Genomic DNA, 18,573 nt, shown 5'->3' with positions numbered 1-18,573 from the left:
CAGATCAGACGGCCTCGGCCTCGGTCAGACCCCCGAAGAATTCTTGCATAAGATCCATCGAGATCTCACGAGAGGATCCAGCGCCATCCGCCAGACCATCCCGAGTCTCAACCCACGGCCTCTCGCCATGTGTCTTATCGCTAAGTTGCTGGCCGGTCAGCTTTCCATACGACGCGAGGACTGCATCGACCGTCTCCCGCTGGTCTTCTGTCAGCCGATCAGGATTACCGGAGGGCCACTCCGAGACCTGGAAACGGCCGCGATGAGTATCGAACAATTCGTAGCAGACTGGCCCGTTGGCCCATGCGCGGAACGTTTCGGGGAACAGCGGCAGACCATCCCAGGCAAGTGACCATCCCTGGCTGTAGTAGCAGAGCTTCTGCAGCTTCATCGTGGTCATCGGCGCAGATTGGCGAAGAATGTATGCGGCTACATCGTGCACGCTGGTCATTGCTGCCACCCTCCCCTCGCTTGGTCACCTGCCAGTATAGGCGGTCGGTATGACGGTCCGGCCCTGGCAGGGCACGGCGTGATTAACCGTATTTGACCCGTACTCCGGTGCCCCCGGCAGGATTCGAACCTGCGGCCTACCCTTTAGGAGAGGGTCGCTCTATCCCCTGAGCTACGGAGGCGGACCCGGTCAGACTACCGGGTGGTGATCGTGGGGGGCTACAGCGGCTGGTCGGCGGGGGATGCCGCGGGGTAGGTGTCGTAGGCGGTGGGGTCGAAGTGGCGGGTTTTGCGGTGGAAGAGGAGGGTGGCGCCGGGCCAGTTGTTGGTGATGCGGCCGGAGGCGTTGCGGTACCAGCTGGAGCAGAGGTTCCAGGGAGTTCGGGCGAGGCGGGGTTGGAGCCAGTCGTCCCAGGACTGTTCGGCGGTGGGGCGGGCGGCTATCGCTGTGCCGGGGTGGGTGGAGAGGTGTTGCACTGCTTGGCGGATGTAGCGGGCCTGGCATTCCAGCATGTAGATGATGGAGCCGGAGCCTACGTTGGTGTTGGGGCCGTACATGAGGAACATGTTCGGGAAGGCGGGGACCGATATGCCGAGGTAGGCGCGGGCGCCTTCGGGGGACCAGACGTCGGTGAGTTTGCGGCCGCCTGCGCCGGAGACAGTCATGGGGGCCAGGAATTCGGTGCCCTTGAAGCCGGTGCCGTAGATGATCACGTCGGCCTCGTGGTGTACGCCGTCGGTGGTGCGTAGGCCGGTGGGGGTGATCGCTTCTATCGTCGTCGTTTCTACCGTGACGTTGGGCTGGGTCAGGGCGGGGAGGTAGTCGTTGGAGAACAGGGCGCGTTTGCAGCCGGGGGCGTAGTCGGGGGTCAGTGTGGCGCGTAGTTCGGGATTCGGAACCTGATGGGCGCGATAGCGATTCGCGATCGCCACGGCCGGGCCCCGGAGCCACTGCGCATCCGTGAGGGCCAGGGCCATCACTTCGAAGAACAGCCAGATCGCGAAGCGTTCGGCCAGTTGGGTGATGGGGAAGCGGCGGAACATCTTGTGGTGCCGCGGGGTGTATTCGGTGTCGAATTTCGGGAGGATCCAGGCGGCGGAGCGCTGGAAGAGGGTGAGGTGGCCCACCTGGGGCTGGATCTGCGGAATGTATTGGATCGCACTGGCTCCCGTGCCGATGCAGGCCACTCGTTTGCCGGTGAGGTCGATCTCGTGGTTCCACTGCGCCGAGTGGAAGGCGGGGCCCGAGAAGGTGCCTACGCCAGGGATATCGGGGAGTGCGGGGCGGGAGAGCTGGCCGACTGCGGGGATCAGGATGTCGGCGGTGAGGGGGTCGCCGGTGGTGGTGCGGATCTTCCAGATTCCCTGCGCCTCATCGAATTCCGCGTCCGTTACCTCGGTGCCGAAGCGGATCCGCGAGATCAGGTCGTATTCCGTTGCCACGCTTCGGATGTAGTCGTGGATGTCGCGTTGTTCCGAAAACCGCCGGGGCCAATCGGTTTTCGGGGCGAAGGACCATGAGTACAGGGGGGAGGGGACGTCGCAGGCGGCGCCGGGATAGGTGTTCTCGCGCCACACCCCGCCGAGGTCCGCGGCGCGCTCGACGATCGTGAAGGTGTCGATGCCCGCTCGCCGCAGTTCCAGGGCCATGCCGAGGCCGGCGAAGCCGGCGCCGATGATCAGGATGGAGGGGGTGGTGCTCATGTCTCGAGGGTAGGCCCGTGACCCGGGCTTCCGAAGAGATCCGGGGCCACCGATCGATATTTCCGGCCAGTCGCCTTTCCGGCCGGAGCTTCGACTATTCTCGCCGGATGTGACCGGTTTCACTCGATGTGGGGCCGGGCCGAAGGAGGACTGACACGCATGTTGAGCACGATGCAGGACGAGCAGCTGTCGCTGGCGACCCTGTTGCGGTACGCCGCCACGTTCCAGGGGGACTCCACGGTCTCCACCTGGACCGGGGACGGGGTACGCACCCAGACCTATCGCGAGCTGGGTGCTCTGGGTGCGCAGCTGGCGCACGCGCTGCGGGGCCTGGACATCGGCATCGGGGACCGGGTCGGCACATTCATGTGGAACAACAACGAACACATGGCCGTGTACGCGGCGGTGCCCGCGATGGGTGCCGTGCTGCACGCGCTCAACATCCGGCTGTTCCCGGAGCAGCTGGTCTACGTCGCGAACCATGCCGAGGATCGGGTGGTCATCGTGGACGGGTCGCTGGTTCCGATGTTCAACCAGTACCTGCCGTCGCTGCGGACGGTGCGGCACGTGATCGTCGTCAACGGGGACGCGGGGACCGTGCAGGCGCCGGCGGGGGTGACGGTGCACGCGTGGGCCGAGCTGCTGGATGGGCAGCCGACGGAGTACGACTATCCGGTGCTCGACGAGAAGTCGGCGGCCGGGATGTGCTACACCTCCGGGACCACCGGGGATCCCAAGGGTGTCGTCTACTCGCATCGGTCCAACTGGCTGCATGCCATGCAGGTGATCTCGCCGAACGGGATGGGGTTCACCGCGTCGGACAATGTGCTGGCGATCGTGCCGCTGTTCCACGCCAATGCCTGGGGGCTGCCGTACGCGGCGATGATGTCCGGCGCCAATCTGCTGATGCCCGACCGGTTCCTGCAGCCGGGGCCGCTGTTGCAGATGATGGCCGCGCAGCGGCCCACCTTCGCGGCCGCGGTGCCGACTATCTGGGGTGGCGTGCTGGCCCAGCTGGATGCCGCGCCCCAGGACATCGCGCATCTGCGCACGGTCGTGGTCGGCGGGTCGGCGCTGCCGCCGGCGATGATGCACGCCTTCCAGGAGAAGTACGGTGTGCGGCTGCTGCACGCCTGGGGGATGACCGAGACCTCCCCGCTGGGCAGCGTCTCGCATGCGCCGACCGGTACCTCGGGCGAGGAGGAGTGGGAGTACCGCTACAGCCAGGGGCTGTTCCCGGCCTCGGTGCGGGCCCGGCTGGTCGGCGACGACGGTGCGGTGCTGCCCAACGACGGTAAGGCCGTCGGCGAGCTGGAGGTGCGCGGGCCGTGGATCACGGCGTCGTACTACTCGCCGGACGGTTCCCCGGTCGATCCGGACAAGTTCGACGACGGCTGGCTGCGGACCGGTGACGTCGGCAAGATCACCCCGAACGGCTATCTCACGCTGGTCGACCGGTCGAAGGACGTGATCAAGTCCGGCGGTGAGTGGATCTCCTCGGTCGATCTGGAGAACGCCATCATCGGGCATCCGGCCGTCGCGGAGGCGTCGGTGATCGGCATTCCCGACGCGAAATGGGACGAGCGGCCGCTGGTCGCGGTCGTGCTCAAGGAGGGCGCCACCGCGGCGCCGGCGGAACTGCGCGACTTCCTCGCCGACAAGTTCGCGAAATGGCAGCTGCCGGAATACTGGACGTTCATCGACGAGGTGCCCAAGACCAGTGTCGGCAAATTCGACAAGAAGCGGCTGCGGGCCCGGTACGCCGACGGGGAGCTGGAGGTCGTGAAGCTCTGACGGTCGCGGGCGGGACGGGCCGGGGACGGATACCCTGGGCCCCGTCCCGCCGTCGGCGGCGTGGGGGAAGGAGTACCGGCTCGTGGATCTGCTGCGCGCTCTGGGCAGACGGGCCTGGACGGAAGCCGAATATCTGCGGTGGTGCGCGGCCGCGGGGCTGGTCGGCCCGCGTTCGGCCGGTGCCGTTCCGGCGGCGGCCGGCGCGCTGTTTCGATACGGCAGTCTCGTTGCGGCGCTGAGCTTTTCGGCGCAGCGCTGTGGTGGCCGGGCGGCGCTGATCGACGAGTCGGGGGCATTGAGCTACACCGAGGTCGACGATCGGTCCACCCGGCTGGCCAACGAATGGCGCAAGCGCGGGCTGCGCGCGGGGGAGACCGTGGCGCTGCTGGTCCGCAATCATCGCGGACTGTTCGACGCTCTGTTCGCCGCGGCCAAGTGCGGAACGCGAATCCTGTTGCTGAATCCCGATTTCACGGGTCCGCGGCTGTCCGAGGTCGCGGTGCGCGAGCGGGTGGATCTGCTGGTCTACGACCAGGAGTTCGAGTCGGCGCTCGGTACGTTGAGTCCGCGCCGCGGCGCGTATCGGGCCTGGACCGAGTCCCCGCAGTTGCGCAGCCTCGAAACCCTCATCGCCGCAGGGTCTTCCGAGCCGCTGCCGGTGCCGGCCGAACTGGCGCGAGTGGTGTTGCCCGACGGCAGTATCGCGGCCGGGGCGCAGGCGTGGTCGCTGCAACCGGTGGGGGCGTTGCTGAGCCGGGTGCCGTTGCGCGCCCGGGAGGTCACGGAATGTCCGGTGCCGCTGTTCCATTCGCTGGGTTTCGCGATGGCGCTGCTGTCCGTCGGCCTGGGATCGACGCTGGTGATCCGGCGGCGCTTCGAACCGCGCCGGGTGCTGGAGAGTATGGCGCGCAATCGGGCCACCGCGCTGATCGTGGCGCCGGTGATGCTGTCGCGGCTCACCGATCTGGATCCGCTGTCGTTCGCCGAGCGCGATCTGTCCGCCCTGCGGGTGGCGCTGGTGGGCGGCTCGCGGCTCGGCGGTGAGCTGTGCCGCCGCACCGCGCATCGGCTCGGTCCGGTGCTGTATCACGTCTACGGATCCACCGCGGCCGGTTGCGTCGCGGTCGCCACGCCCGCCGATCTCGCGGCCGAACCGCGTTGTGCCGGAAGGCCGCTGGCCGGCACGGTGGTGCGGATCGCCGACGAGTCCGGCGCCGCGCTGCCGGTCGGCGAAACCGGCCGCATCCTGGCCGGCAACACCGTGCCGGCCGGTGCGGACCGGTTGGTGCCCACCGGCGATCTCGGCCGTTTCGATGCCGCCGGACGGCTGTTCGTGGCGGGCCGGGCCGGCGGGCCGACCGGCTCGGGCAATACCGTCGTCTCGGAGGATTCGCGCAGGTAGACTTCGCCGCCGAACGGCTCGGCAGCCGGAATCCGGCACTTCGTATCCGATCCGCCGAATCCGTTTCCGGACGCGGCGGCACCGAATATTCTGTTCCAGACCTGCGGCGAAGAGGAAAGCGATGTCGGACAGCCGAACCGGGGCCGACTCCCGGATGTCGACCACGATCGACGTCACGGTGCCGCATCCGGCCCGGGTCTACGACTATCTGCTGGGCGGCCGCGACCACTACCCGCCGGATCGCACGCTCGGCGCCGCGATCATCGCCGATGTGCCCGACGTCCAGGTCGCCGCGCGGGCGAATCGCGCATTCCTGGGACGCGCGGTGCGTTGTCTGGTGAGCGAATGGGGGATCACGCAATTCCTCGACATCGGCACCGGAATTCCGACCGCGGGTAATACGCACGAGGTGGCGCAGGCGCTGGATCCGGCGGCCCGGGTGGTCTACGTCGACCACGACCCGATCGTGATGGTGCACGCGCGGGCACTGCTCAAGGGCACGCCGCAGGGGCGGACCGCGTTCATCCATGCGGATCTGCGCGATCCGGAGTCGATCCTGACCGATCCGGCCTTCACCGCGAATCTGGATCCCGCACGGCCGGTGGCGATCATGCTGGTCGCCATCATGATGTACATCCTCGACACGGACGGCCCGCAGGCGATCGTCGCGCGCCTGCTGGACGCGGTGCCGGCCGGAAGTTGTGTGGTGATAACCCATTTGACCGGGGATGCGAATCTGCGCGGCGTGCTGCGCATCGTCGAACTGGGCCGGCGCAGCGGCCTGGAACAGTGCGCGCGCAATCGCGCCGAATTCGAGAGTCTGTTCGCCGGTACCGAATTGGTGGCGCCGGGCATCGCCCCGGTGTCGGCCTGGCGGTCGGATCTGGCCGGTACCACCGAGGTCGATCGCGCGGGTGCGGCCGACTCCGCACTGCTCTGGGCGGGGGTCGGCCGCAAGTGCTGACCCCGGCGCGCGGGCCTCGCCGGGACGGGGCCCGCTACCGGGTGGTCAGCAGTTGCGCAGCTCCGGGCTCTGGTTCAGCAGCTGGGCCCGGGTGGAGATGAAGGTGGAGTAGGTGTCGCCGCCGACGGAGGTCAGTGGGAAGGCCGCCACCCGGTGACAGTTCTGGAAGGCGAGTTTCACGCCGAAGTGCCGCTCCAGGCCGCCGCGGATGGCGTCGGAGGCCAGGGCCCGCAGCAGCTGGCCGCGGGCCACCTCGTCGGGCGGGGCGACCAGGTTGTCCGCGTATTCGTCCGTGCCCGTACGCAATTCGGACACCACGCGGCTGACCACTTCGTAGGCGTAGGGCAGTGAGTTCCGGACGCAGTCGACGAATTCGTCGTCCGAGACCTCACCGCGTTCGGCACGTTCGAGCAGCGCGGATGGAACGTCCAGTGACATAACGCTCTCCTTGTGGGATGGCGGATGATGTCACTCGATTCTAAACGAAAAACGTTGTCAACAAGACTGGAACCTCTGTGAAAGTGCCGCTTCCAGAGCATCTTTCGTTTCGCGCGCAAGCCGGGTGACCAACTCGGCGGCGGGCGTGTCGGTGCTGAGCGGATGGGTCTGTCCGGACCACATATTGATGTTTTCGGCATCACCAGCAGCCCGTGCGGCCTGCCGCAGCGGACCGGTGGCGTAATGGATCTCGGGATATGCCGACGGCGCGTCGGGGTGTCCGACGATGAATTCGTTGCGCAGGCCGCGCGCCCGGCGGCCGGTGAATGCGCGCGTGAGCATCGTCGGGGTGTCGAGGACCAGCGCCTCGCGGTGCGCCGGCACCGTCCCGGCCTCGGGGCAGCGCAGGAATGCGGTGCCCAGTTGGGCGGCGGCGGCCCCGGCCGCGAGTACCGCGGCGATCGCGGCGCCGGTGGCGATCCCGCCGGCGGCGACGACCGGCGCCTCGACCGCGGCCGTGAGCAGTTGCAGCAACGCCAGGGTGGACAGCGGATCGCATTCGTCGTCGGCCGGTGCATCGGTGAAACCCGCACGGTGCCCGCCGGCCTCGGCGCCCTGGGCCACCAGCACATCGGCCCCGGCCCCGAGCGCGAACCGGGCCTCCGCGACCGCGGTGACGGTCACCCACACCTCGATGCCGGCCGCGTGCAGCCGCGCGATCTCGGCCGCCGCCGGGCAGCCGAAGGCGAACGACGCCACCGGAACCGGTTCGGCGATCAGCGCGTCGAGTTTGGCGTCCCAGTCGTCGGTCGCGAATCGCGCCTCGCCGAGCGGGAATTCGCGGCCGAGCCGGTCGAGGTATCCGGCGTACCGATCCGGCGGCGTGGGCGTGCCCGGCACGAACAGGTTGACGCCGAACGGCGCCCGGGTTGCTGCCCGGATGCGGGCGATCCGCCGGGACATCTCGGTGGCGTCGAGGTAGCCCGCGGCGAGGAAGCCGAGCCCGCCCGCGTCGGAGACCGCCACGGCCAGCTCCGGAGTGGACGGGCCGCCCGCCATCGGGGACAGCACGATCGGAATCCGCACATCATCGAGGATCATGCCCACAGTGTTACTCCCGGGATTGCCTGTTCCGGGACCGCCACGGGTGCTGATTCCGCTCCTACCTGCCGTTATTTCAGAAGGTTGCGAAATGGTCACGACAGAGTACAGTTTCTGTCACAGCGGATGCCGAATCGTTATCGAATCCTGAGTTTGGATCGCTGATCCCCCTGAGGGATTCGAGATTCGGCAGCACACCGAAGTTTGACCGACGCTAGGACGAGCCTTGCCGCAGCACCGTGTTACCGCGAGTTCCGTATCCGTGAAGGAATTGTTGGAGGACCTGCGTGCCGAGGGTGGAGCGGGTCGGGCTCCGCGTCGCCGTCCCGAGCCGCGTACTGGCGATCGCATGCGGATGGCCGCCGGCGCCGCGGTGGCGGCGGGTGCGCTGATCGGCACCGCCGCGCAGATCGCGCAGGCCGCACCGCTTTCCGGCTACGACACCGATACGGTGGAGCCGGCCGCCGCGGCCGCCGCGCCGCAGGCAGCCGAGATCGCCGCCCCGCAGGCGAGCGAGATCGCCGATGCCACAACCGATGTCGCCACCGAGACGTCCCCCTTCGGGCTGCAGAATCTGCCGCCCGAGGTCGCGGGCCCGCTGGCGCAGGCCGAGCAGGTCATCAAAAACCTGCAGCAGCAAGCGGTTCCGGCCGCCACCGTGCGGCCGGTCGCCGGTGACATGACCTCCGGATACGGCGCCCGGTGGGGCGCCTTCCACTACGGTGTCGACTTCGCCGATTCGATCGGCACTCCTATTCATTCCGTCGAGAGCGGCACGGTGATCGACGCCGGGCCCGCCTCCGGATTCGGATTGTGGGTCCGCGTGCAGCACGACGACGGGACCACCGCCGTCTACGGGCACGTCAACGAAATACTGGTCCAGGTCGGGCAGCGGGTGAACGCGGGCGATGTGATCGCCACCGTCGGCAACCGCGGCGATTCCACCGGACCGCATCTGCATCTCGAGATCTGGGATCCCGACGGTTCCCGGATCGATCCGCAGCCGTACCTCGCGGCCAGGGGGGTTGTTCTCTCGCAACAGCAATGGGGTCCCGGACAGGAATAAAGACAATGGTGGGAATCGGAGTAGCCGTCCGTCAGCAGCACAGCCTGGTGACGACCAACGGCTCGATGAGTTTGACGAGTTTTCAGCAGCTGTTCGAGCATGATTCCCCGCACGGGCGCACCTATGCGGCGCTGGTGGCACATCCGCGTTCCACGCTCGCGGAATTGGCGGCCCATCTGGACCGCCCCGCCAACGCCGTCGCCGCCTCGCTCGAGGCATTGTGCGAGATGCAGGCCGCGGTGCGCATCGACACCAACGGCGTCGCCGTCTGGGATGCGCACGCTCCGGAAGTGTTGTCGGAGGCCGAATCCCGGCGCCGGCAACAGGAGATCGCGCGGATGCACGCGGCCGCGGCCCGGCTCGGCGAGACCTTCCGCTCGGTGCGGCGTTCGTCGCGCGGTGCGGGTTCGACCGCCCCGATCTACGAGATCCGGGACATGGTGGGCGAATTCGAGGAATTACAGCAGTCCGCGCGCAGCGGCGTGCGGCTGGTGGAACGCGGCCCGTTCCTCTGCGAGGGCGAGCGCGCGGAGCGACTGTTCGAGCTGAAGTCGGCGCGTATCGGTGCCGGCGTCCGCTATCAGACGCTCTATCAGGACAACATCTATCAGGACGCGGACCGGCTGCGGTTCGCGTTGTCCACCAATTCGGCCGGGGCGCAGGCGCGTACCCTGCCCGATCCGCCGCTGAAGGTGATCATCGCCGACGGCGAGCGGGCGGCGCTGATGCTGCATCACGACGAGCGCCGCGGCGATCCGATCGGCCTCCGGATCGGTGCTTCGCCGATGCTGGATCTGCTGATCCACACCTTCGACGTGCTCTGGGCGATGGCCGCGCCGATCTCGGTCAATCCGAACGAGCCACTGGAGGAACGCGACCGCGCCATCCTCACACTGATGGGTCTGGGCGCCACCGACGACACCATCGCGCGCCGGTTGGGTATGTCGCGGCGGACCGTGGTGCGGCGCACCGCGGCTCTGCTGGAGCGACTGGGCGCCAGTACCCGCTTCCAGGCCGGCGTCCAGGCGATGCGACGGGGCTGGCTGTAGGCGGAATGCCGGACTGTACACCAGCGGGAACGTGGTGTGAAATACATTCGTGCGAGATGGGGGTCCGTCCGGTCCGCCCGTGGCGGGCCCGGCGATTCGCGGGGCGGCGGGCGGTACCACACTGTCGCGTCGCCTCTACGAACTCGCCGACGGGGATCCCGGTCGGCCCGCGGTACTCGCGGCCGACGGTGTGCTGGACTACGCCGAACTGGCCGCGCGCGCATCGCGGCTGGCCCGCCTGCTGATCGATCGTGGCGCCGGCCCGGGTGCCGGTGTCGCGGTCCGGCTGGATCGGGGGCCCGATCCGGTGCCGGTGATCTGGGCGGTATTGGTGGCTGGGGCGGCGGTGCTGCCGATGTGCTCGGCGGCGGTGATGCCGGTATGTCCGGCCGGACCACCCGGGCCGTTCGCCCGCGCCGGGGTGACCGCGGGCGCGGCCGTGCGGCCGGACTGGCTGGTACTCGACGATCCGATCGTGGTCGGCGGCCTCGCGGGCCGCTCGCCGCGGCCGGTCACCCATGCCGCCCGCATCCGGCCGCTGTGCGGTGCGGATCCGGCGGTCGTCGCGGACGGGATCTGCTGGAGTTTCGACGAGCTGGCCGTCCGGGCCGACCGGGTGGCCGCCACGGCGGGGACGGCGATCACGCCGGGGATCCTCGCGGCGGGGCCGGAGTGCGAATTGCGCTGGGCAGAGCGCGACATCGCCGGTAGAGCGGTCGCGGTCGCCGAGATCGTGGCCGCGGCGAGTGTCGGCGCGACCCTCGTCGTGATGTAGATCACGGTGTCGTACGGTACTCGCGGTAACGCGTTGCGGTGCCGCCGACGATGGATGATTCGAATGTCGCGACAGGTCGGACACCGGCATGTGACAGTGGTTGAGCGGGCATGTACTGTCCGGACAGTCCGCTGGACGCATCGCGGCTTGTGGCGTGGCGAGCAGATGCGAGGCGCCGAATCGTGCGCAGCCCGTAACCCTGCTCGGCGCCCGCATGCCGATGTCCATGTGTCGGGCAGGGACTGGTTGGCTACTCACGATATCGGAGCACTTGTGGACTGACGTATGGACTTCGGGGGTCGTCGGGAACTGCGTACGTTGGTTGTAACCCGAACGGTCGGCCGGGAAACCGGTGCCGGCGGACAACGCCGCGGCGATCGTTCGATCAGGTCGAGAGGTGAAGCACACGGATGGAAACTGCCGGTCGTTCTGCTCGCGGAAGTCGTCGTCGCCGGTCGAGCATTCCGCTGTTCGGGCAGCTGCTCACCGCCGCGGTCGAGTCCGCGGCCGACTCGGTGGCCGTTCGCTACGCGGATGCCGGGAAGCCGGAATCCGTCCGTGAGCTGACCTATCGAGAGCTCGACGAGGCCTCGTCGCGGCTGGCCCGGGAGCTGATCGACCGCGGTGTCGGCGCCGGAGATGTGGTGGCCATCGGCATCGCCCGCTCGCCGGAATCCGTGCTGGCGATCTGGTCCGTCGCCAAGACCGGCGCCGCCTACGTCCCGGTGGATCCCGCCTATCCCGCCGACCGGATCGCGCACATCGTCTCCGATTCCGGTGCGGTACTGGGCCTCACCACCGCGGCCCATCGGCCCGCGCTCGGCGCGGGCGTGCCGTGGCTGGTGCTCGACGACGGGGTGGCGAGCGTGTCGATCGCGGCCCGACCGGCGCATCCGATCTCCTACGCGGACCGGACCCGCCCGGTGACCGAGCAGCATCCGGCCTATGTCATCTACACCTCGGGTTCGACCGGGCGGCCGAAGGGCGTGGTGGTCACCCACACCGGTCTGGGCGGGCTGGTCGCCGCGGAGCGCGAGCATTACCGCGTCGACGCGAATTCCCGTGTGCTGCACGTCTGTTCGCCGAACTTCGACGTCTCGGTGCTGGAGCTGCTGCTGACCTTCTCGGCCGGCGCGACGCTGGTGGTGTCGCCGCCGTCGGTGTTCGGCGGTTTCGAACTCGCGGATCTGCTCCGGCGCGAACGGGTGTCGCACATGCTGATCACCCCCGGCGCGCTGGAGTCGGTGGATCCGGCCGGGCTGCCCGATCTGCGTGTGGTGGTGGTCGCCGGTGACCGCTTCGGCCCCGAACTGGTGGCCCGCTGGGCCCGCGACGGGCGGCTGTTCCACAACGGCTACGGCCCCACCGAGGCGACCATCCTGGCCACCTCCACCGCACCGCTGGCCGGGGATACGCCGATCACCATCGGCACCGCGGTGCCCGGCGTCGGCGCCTTCGTCCTGGACGGCCGGCTGCGGCCGGTGCCGGCGGGTGTGGTCGGCGAGTTGTACCTGGCGGGACCGGCACTGGCACAGGGCTATCTGAATCGGCCGGGGTTGACCGCCGAGCGGTTCGTCGCCGACCCGTTCGAGGCCGGTGCGCGGCTGTATCGCACCGGTGATCTGGTGCGCCGCAACGAATCCGACGGCACCATCGAATATCTGGGCCGGTCGGACTTCCAGGTCAAGATCCGGGGCTTCCGGATCGAGCTGGGCGAGATCGACAATGCCCTCACCGCTCATCCCGACGTCGACTACGCGGTGACGATCGGCCGCCAATTGCCTTCCGGCGCCACGGCTCTGGTGTCCTATATGCTGCCGCGCACCGATGCGGTGATCGATGTGGCAGCGCTGACCGACTTCCTCGCGGAGACGTTGCCCGCGTACATGATCCCGGCATCGATCATGCTGCTGGACGAGATCCCGCTGACCCCGGTCGGCAAACTGGATCGGGCCCGGCTGCCGCAGCCGCGGTTCGCGGTGCGGGAGTTCCGCGCGCCGTCGACGCCGGTGGAGGAGATCGTCGCGGACGTGTTCGCGGCGCTGTTGCTCGGCGACGACGAGGCGCGGGTGGGCGCCGACGACGACTTCTTCGAACTGGGCGGTAATTCGCTGCTGGCGGCGCAGGCCGCCGCCCGGATCGGCGCCGCGCTGGGTGCGCGGGTTCCGGTGCAGACGCTGTTCGAGACCCCCACGGTGGCCGCGCTGGCCGAGCGGGTGGAGCGGCACGCCGGCGCCGGGGCCGGGCAGCAGTTGCGGCCGATGCCGCGCCCGGAACGGATCCCGCTGTCCTACGCGCAGCAGCGGATGTGGTTCCTGAACCGCTTCGATCCCGCGGGCGGGGTCAACAACATCCCGATCGCGGTGCGGCTGACCGGACGGCTGGACGTGCCCGCGCTGCGGGCGGCGGTCCGCGATCTGGTGCAGCGGCACGAGGTGCTGCGCACGGTGTACCCGGATCTCGACGGCGACGGCTACCAGCTGGTGCTGCCGCTGTCGGATCCGCGTGCGGTACCGGAACTTCCGGTGCTCGAGGGCGCCGACGCCGAACTGCCCGCCCTGATCGCGGCCGCGGTCACCGAGGGGTTCGACGTGACCACGGCCCCGCCGCTGCGGCTGCGCGCGATCCGGCTCGCCGAGGCCGATCACGTGCTGGTGTGCGTGGTGCACCACATCGCGGGCGACGGATTCTCGATGGCCCCGCTGACCCGGGACCTGATGACCGCCTACCTGGATCGGCTGCGCGGCGGTGCGCCGGAGTGGGCCCCGCCCGCGGTGCAGTACGCCGACTACGCGCTGTGGCAGCGCGAGACCCTGGGCGCCGAGGACGATCCGGAATCGCTGCTGGGACAGCAGATCGCCTTCTGGCAGCGCGAATTGGCGGCCCTGCCCGAGCAATTGGATCTGCCGACCGACCGGGTCCGCCCGGCGGTGGCCTCCAACCGCGGCGCGACCGTCGACTTCGAGATTCCGGCCGAGGTGCATTCCGGCCTGAACGAGCTTGCGCACCAGAACAATTCGACGCTGTTCATGGTGCTGCACGCGGCGCTGGCGGTGCTGCTGGCGCGGCTGTCGGGTACCCGCGACATCGCGGTCGGTACCCCGGTCGCCGGGCGCGGCGACGCGGCGCTGGACAACCTGATCGGCATGTTCGTCAACACCCTGGTGCTGCGGACCGCGGTCGAGCCGGGAACCAGTTTCGAGGAGCTGCTGACCCGGGTGCGCCGCGGCGACGTGGAGGCGTTCGGGCATGCGGACGTGCCGTTCGAGCGGCTGGTGGAACTGCTGGATCCGGCGCGGTCGGCGGCCCGGCATCCGTTGTTCCAGGTGATGCTGACCTTCCAGAACCTCACCGCGCCCCGGCTGGAACTGCCCGGCCTGGCCGTCTCGGCGGTGGATCTGGCGGTGCCGCTGGCCAAATTCGACCTGCAGCTGGCGGTGGCCGAGCGCACCGACGACCGCGGCGGCGCGCGCGGGCTGGCGGCGGCGTTCACCTACGCCACCGACCTGTTCGACGGCGCCACGGTGGCCGACTTCGCCGAACGGTTCGGCCGCCTGCTGGCCGCGGTGGTCACCAAACCCGGTATGGCCGTAGGCGATATCGACCTGCTGGCCCCCGGTGAGCGGGAACTCGTTCTGCACGAATGGAATTCGCCCGGCGTGAAGGTGCCGCCGGTGACGCTGGTCGACCTGATCGGCACCCAGGCCCGGCGCCGCCCGGCCGCGGCGGCGGTCCGCTACGGCGACACCACCCTCACCTTCGGGGAGCTGGCCGAACGCGCCGACCGCATCGCGCGGGCGCTGATCGCGCGCGGCGTGGGACCGGAATCGCTGGTGGCCGTGGCCGTTCCGCGCACCGAGCAGTTGCCGGCGGCGCTGCTCGGCGTACTGGTCGCGGGCGCGGGCTATCTGCCGATCGACACCACCTATCCGGCGCAGCGGCTCGAGTTCATGCTCGCCGACGCGGTGCCGGCCTGCGTGCTGACCACCGCCGAGGGCCGGGACTCGTTGCCCGCCACCGACATTCCGGTGGTGCTGCTCGAGGAGCTCGGCGACGGGCCCGGCGGGCCGGTGACCGACGCCGACCGGATCGCGCCGCTGCGACCGGAGAATCTGGCCTACGTCATCTACACCTCCGGCTCCACCGGTGTGCCCAAGGGCGTCGGGGTCAGCCACGGCAACGTGCTGGAGCTGTTCGCGAACACCCAGCTGCGCTTCGACTTCGACGAGACCGACGTGTGGACGTTGTTCCACTCCTTCGCCTTCGACTTCTCGGTGTGGGAACTGTGGTGCGCGCTGGCCAACGGTGGCGCGGTGGTGGTGGTCGACTATCTGACCTCGCGGTCGCCAGAACTGTTCCGGGAGTTGCTGGTTCGCGAACAGGTCACCGTGCTCAACCAGACGCCGTCGGCGTTCTACCAGCTCGCCGAGGTCGATCGCGCGGCCTCGTCGGCCGGTGAGGGCGTGGCCGGCGTCGGCAAGTTCGCGCTGCGGTACGTGATCTTCGGTGGCGAGGCGCTGGATCTGCGTCAGCTGCAACGCTGGTACGAGCGGCACGGCGTGGACGCGCCGCAGCTGGTCAACATGTACGGCATCACCGAGACCACGGTGCACGTGTCGTTCCTGGCCCTGGACGAGCTGCTGGCCGAACATCCGGCCAGCGTGATCGGCCGCGCGCTGCCCGGCCTCGACACCTATGTCCTCGACGACCGCACCCATCCCGCGCCGGTCGGCGTGGCCGGTGAGCTGTACGTGGCGGGTGCGCAGCTGTCCCGCGGCTATCTGGGCCGGCCGGGCCTGACCGCGGCGCGGTTCGTGGCGAATCCGTTCGGTGAGCCCGGTTCCCGGATGTATCGCTCCGGCGATGTCGGCCGCTGGGCCGGTTTCGGTGGCGAGGCGACCCTGGAGTACGCCGGGCGCAGCGATCAGCAGGTGCAGTTGCGGGGCTTCCGGATCGAACTCGGCGAGGTCGAGGCCGCGCTGCTGGCCTGCCCCGGCATCAGCCAGGCGGTGGCCGTGGTCCGCGCCGACGAGCACGCGGGCGATCGGCTGGTGGGCTACGTCGTCGGCGAGGCGAACGCCTCGCCGGATCAGGCGGTGACTGCCCCGGACCCGGCCGCGATCCGCGCGGCGGCCGGCGAATTCCTCACCGGCTACATGGTTCCCGACGCGATCGTGGTGCTGGACGCGCTGCCGCTGACCCCGAACGGGAAGTTGGACCGCAAAGCGCTGCCCGCACCGGAATTCGCCGGTTCGGCGGGTTACCGGGCGCCGGGCACCCCGATCGAGCAGGCCGTGGCCGAGGTCTTCGCGGGGTTGCTGCGCGGCGCCGACACCGGGCCCGGGGTCGGGCTCGACGACGACTTCTTCGCCCTCGGCGGCAATTCGTTGCTGGCCACCCGCGCGGTGGCCCGGATCAACGAGGCCCTGGATACCCGACTGGCGGTGCGCGAGCTGTTCGAGGCGTCGACGGTCGCGGCGCTGGCGGCGCGGATCGTGCCGGGCGCGGCGGCCGGTGCGGTACGGCCGAAGCTCACCGCGGTGCGCCGCCCGGCCCAGACCGCCGAACGGTCCCGGATCCCGTTGTCGCTGGCGCAGCAGCGGATGTGGGTGATCAACCAGCTCGATCCGCAGTCGCCCGCCTACAACATCCCGCTGGCGATCCGGCTGACCGGGACGCTCGACGTGCCGGCGCTGCGGGCCGCGGTCGCGGATGTGGTGGAACGGCACGAGGTGCTGCGCACCCGATACCCGGCCGACGGTACGGGCGGGCTGCCGTATCAGGAGATCCTGCCCGCGGCCGAGGCGCTGTCCGGCGGGCTGCCGGTGCGGACCGCGGCCGATCCGGTCGCCCGGATCGCCGAGTCGATGGGCACCGGATTCGACGTCACCACCACGGTTCCGGTGCGCGCCACCCTGATCCGGCTCGACGAGGCCGGCGCCGATCACGTGCTGGCGCTGGTGGTGCACCACATCGCCGGGGACGGCGCGTCGATGGCGCCGCTGGCCCGGGATCTGGTGACCGCCTACGTCGCTCGCGCGCAGGGTGGCGAACCCGGTTGGGCGCCACTGGAAGTGCAGTACGCCGACTACGCGGTGTGGCAGCGCACCGTGATGGGCCGCGAGGACGACGAGAACTCGCTCGCGGCAGCGCAATTGCGATTCTGGCGGGACACCCTCACCGGACTGTCGAGCAGCCCGGTGCTGCGGCCGGACCGGCCGCGGCCGGCGGTGCCGTCGATGTGTGGCGCGTCGGTCGGTTCGGTGGTGCCCGCGGCGGTGCACGAGGGCCTGATCCGCATTGCCCGCGACCACAATTCGTCGCTGTTCATGGTGGTGCACGCCGCGCTGGCGGCACTGCTGGCGCGGCAGTCGAACACTGCCGACATCGCGATCGGCACCCCGATCGCCGGTCGTGGCGAGCGGGTGCTCGACGATCTGGTCGGCATGTTCGTCAACACGCTGACCCTGCGGACCGCCGTCCGGACCGCCGACACCTTCGACGCACTGGTCGAGACGGCAAGGGAGACCGACCTTTCCGCCTTCGCCCACGCCGACCTGCCGTTCGAGCGGGTGGCCGAGGTGGTCGGCGGCGGCGCTCGCACGGCCACGGACAGTCCGCTGTTCCAGGTGGTGCTGTCGTTCCAGAACACCGAGCAGCCCAGCCTGGAGCTGCCCGGATTGACCGTCGCCGCAGTCGATTCCGATGCGGTGGCGGCGAAGTTCGATCTCCAGGTCACCGTGGAGCCGCGGCACACCGCCGACGGCGGCGCGGACGAGCTGATCACCGTGTTCACCTATGCCACCGACCTTTTCGAGGAGTCCACGGTCCGCGCGCTGGTGCGGCGGTTCGAACGGATCCTGACCGCGGTCGCGGCCGATCCGCAGATCGCGGTCGGCGCGATCGAACTGCGCGAAGACGACGAGGCCGGTCCGGTCGCGGCCGAGCGGCCCGACAGCGTCACCACGCTCGGCACCGCGCTGACCCAGGCGCTGACGGCGGCGGTCGAGGACGATCCGGAGGCCCCGGCGATCGCCGACGGCGAGGACGCGGTCGTCACCTATCAGCAGCTGGACGCGCGGTCGTCGCGGCTGGCCCGGGTGCTCATCGGCCGCGGCGTCGGACCGGGTACCGGTGTCGCGCTGCGGCTGGACCGCGGCGCCGAGGCCGCCGTGGCGGTGTGGGCGGTGCTGAAGGCCGGCGCCGCCGTGGTGTCCGCGGATACCACGGATCCGGAGATCCGGGCGGGCCTGACGGTGTCGGCGGTGCCGAGGGTGCACACAGCGGCGGCCCGGCCGGTCGGCGCCGGTATCGCCTGGCTGGCGCTCGACGATCCGGCGGTGGCCGCCGAGATCGCCGGGGAGTCGGCGCGGCCGGTCACCTATGCCAACCGCCTGCGCGCGCTGCGCGGCGCCGATCCGGCCTACGCCGGCGGCGGCCTGGTGCTCGGCTACGACGATCTGGCCGCCGCGGTGGATCGGCTGCGGGCCCGCACCGAACTGACCTACGAATCCCGCACCTTCCGGTCCGGGCCCGCCGAATCACCGGCCGGTTTGCTGGAACTGGTGGCGGCGGGCACCGCGGGCGCGGCGGTGGTGGTCGGCCCGGCCGAGCCCACCGGCGCCGCGCTGGCCGACGAGTGGGTGACCCATCTGATCGCCGATGCCGCCGGACTGGCCCGGATCGACCCGGAACCGATGGCGGATCTGCTGGCGGTCGTCGTCGAACAGGGTGCGGCGCCGGACGGATTCGGCGCCGCCGAGACCGTCCTGACGCTCGCCGAACTGCTGCCCGGGGCGGTAGCCGAACGTTGACGGACCGGAATTGACG

11 protein-coding genes and 1 tRNA gene are annotated in these 18,573 nt (G+C 69.9%); 7 read left to right on the top strand and 5 right to left on the bottom strand.

Translation table 11 applies throughout. The features are described 5' to 3' along the window. Positions 1-4 precede the first annotated feature (4 nt). From G361_RS0132025 to G361_RS0132015, 3 genes are all read right to left on the bottom strand, one after another. Positions 5-451: a Panacea domain-containing protein gene (locus G361_RS0132025; protein ID WP_026343753.1), complete on the bottom strand. Its 447-nt coding sequence runs from the start codon at positions 449-451 to the stop codon at positions 5-7. A gap of 108 nt (positions 452-559) precedes the next feature. Beyond that, positions 560-632, bottom strand: a tRNA-Arg gene (locus G361_RS0132020). 37 nt (positions 633-669) lie between these two features. After that, positions 670-2,154 (bottom strand): NAD(P)/FAD-dependent oxidoreductase, encoded by a 1,485-nt coding sequence (locus tag G361_RS0132015; protein WP_019931225.1) that lies wholly within the window; start codon positions 2,152-2,154, stop codon positions 670-672. Between the two features lie 159 nt (positions 2,155-2,313). Between G361_RS0132015 and G361_RS0132010 the strand changes: the two genes are divergently transcribed. The 3 genes from G361_RS0132010 to G361_RS0132000 all read left to right on the top strand — a co-directional run bounded on the left by G361_RS0132010 (position 2,314) and on the right by G361_RS0132000 (position 6,314). Further along, a complete protein-coding gene (locus G361_RS0132010; protein WP_019931224.1) occupies positions 2,314-3,948 on the top strand; it encodes a long-chain fatty acid--CoA ligase in 1,635 nt (544 codons plus the stop codon). Positions 3,949-4,030: 82 nt separating this feature from the next. After that, positions 4,031-5,350 carry an AMP-binding protein gene (locus tag G361_RS45655; RefSeq protein ID WP_019931223.1) on the top strand — a complete coding sequence of 440 codons (1,320 nt, stop codon included), beginning with the start codon at positions 4,031-4,033 and terminating at the stop codon, positions 5,348-5,350. Between the two features lie 121 nt (positions 5,351-5,471). Further along, the gene (locus tag G361_RS0132000; RefSeq protein ID WP_036496145.1) at positions 5,472-6,314 is read left to right on the top strand and encodes an SAM-dependent methyltransferase; all 843 of its coding nucleotides are present in this window, start codon (positions 5,472-5,474) and stop codon (positions 6,312-6,314) included. A 45-nt stretch (positions 6,315-6,359) separates the two neighbouring features. On the opposite strand, the gene G361_RS0131995 is transcribed toward G361_RS0132000, so the two are convergent. Further along, positions 6,360-6,752, bottom strand: coding sequence for an SCO5389 family protein (locus G361_RS0131995; RefSeq protein ID WP_019931221.1), 393 nt, complete (start codon positions 6,750-6,752; stop codon positions 6,360-6,362). A gap of 57 nt (positions 6,753-6,809) precedes the next feature. Continuing rightward, entirely contained in the window at positions 6,810-7,853 is a 1,044-nt protein-coding gene (locus G361_RS0131990) for a nitronate monooxygenase (RefSeq protein WP_019931220.1), read from the bottom strand. A gap of 355 nt (positions 7,854-8,208) precedes the next feature. On the opposite strand from G361_RS0131990, the gene G361_RS0131985 reads away from it, so the two are divergent. The 4 genes from G361_RS0131985 to G361_RS0131970 all read left to right on the top strand — a co-directional run bounded on the left by G361_RS0131985 (position 8,209) and on the right by G361_RS0131970 (position 18,557). Beyond that, the gene (locus tag G361_RS0131985) at positions 8,209-8,919 is read left to right on the top strand and encodes a M23 family metallopeptidase (protein WP_019931219.1); all 711 of its coding nucleotides are present in this window, start codon (positions 8,209-8,211) and stop codon (positions 8,917-8,919) included. A gap of 5 nt (positions 8,920-8,924) precedes the next feature. After that, positions 8,925-9,968, top strand: a complete 1,044-nt coding sequence (locus G361_RS0131980) for a DNA-binding response regulator (RefSeq protein ID WP_231387170.1) — start codon at positions 8,925-8,927, stop codon at positions 9,966-9,968. 79 nt (positions 9,969-10,047) lie between these two features. After that, entirely contained in the window at positions 10,048-10,743 is a 696-nt protein-coding gene (locus tag G361_RS0131975) for an AMP-binding protein (RefSeq protein ID WP_019931217.1), read from the top strand. Between the two features lie 410 nt (positions 10,744-11,153). Then, a complete protein-coding gene (locus G361_RS0131970) occupies positions 11,154-18,557 on the top strand; it encodes a non-ribosomal peptide synthetase (protein ID WP_019931216.1) in 7,404 nt (2,467 codons plus the stop codon). Positions 18,558-18,573 lie beyond the last annotated feature (16 nt).

Origin of the sequence: Nocardia sp. BMG111209 (genome assembly GCF_000381925.1) — a bacterium.
Taxonomy (GTDB): domain Bacteria; phylum Actinomycetota; class Actinomycetes; order Mycobacteriales; family Mycobacteriaceae; genus Nocardia.
This window is presented reverse-complemented; position numbering and strand designations above follow the sequence as displayed.

Coding starts and splice junctions, on each gene's coding strand:
- G361_RS0132025 (WP_026343753.1), bottom strand. CDS start 451: ATGACCAGCGTGCACGATGTAGCCGCATACATTCTTCGCCAATCTGCG.
- G361_RS0132015 (WP_019931225.1), bottom strand. CDS start 2,154: ATGAGCACCACCCCCTCCATCCTGATCATCGGCGCCGGCTTCGCCGGC.
- G361_RS0132010 (WP_019931224.1), top strand. CDS start 2,314: ATGTTGAGCACGATGCAGGACGAGCAGCTGTCGCTGGCGACCCTGTTG.
- G361_RS0132000 (WP_036496145.1), top strand. CDS start 5,472: ATGTCGGACAGCCGAACCGGGGCCGACTCCCGGATGTCGACCACGATC.
- G361_RS0131995 (WP_019931221.1), bottom strand. CDS start 6,752: ATGTCACTGGACGTTCCATCCGCGCTGCTCGAACGTGCCGAACGCGGT.
- G361_RS0131990 (WP_019931220.1), bottom strand. CDS start 7,853: ATGATCCTCGATGATGTGCGGATTCCGATCGTGCTGTCCCCGATGGCG.
- G361_RS0131985 (WP_019931219.1), top strand. CDS start 8,209: ATGGCCGCCGGCGCCGCGGTGGCGGCGGGTGCGCTGATCGGCACCGCC.
- G361_RS0131980 (WP_231387170.1), top strand. CDS start 8,925: ATGGTGGGAATCGGAGTAGCCGTCCGTCAGCAGCACAGCCTGGTGACG.
- G361_RS0131970 (WP_019931216.1), top strand. CDS start 11,154: ATGGAAACTGCCGGTCGTTCTGCTCGCGGAAGTCGTCGTCGCCGGTCG.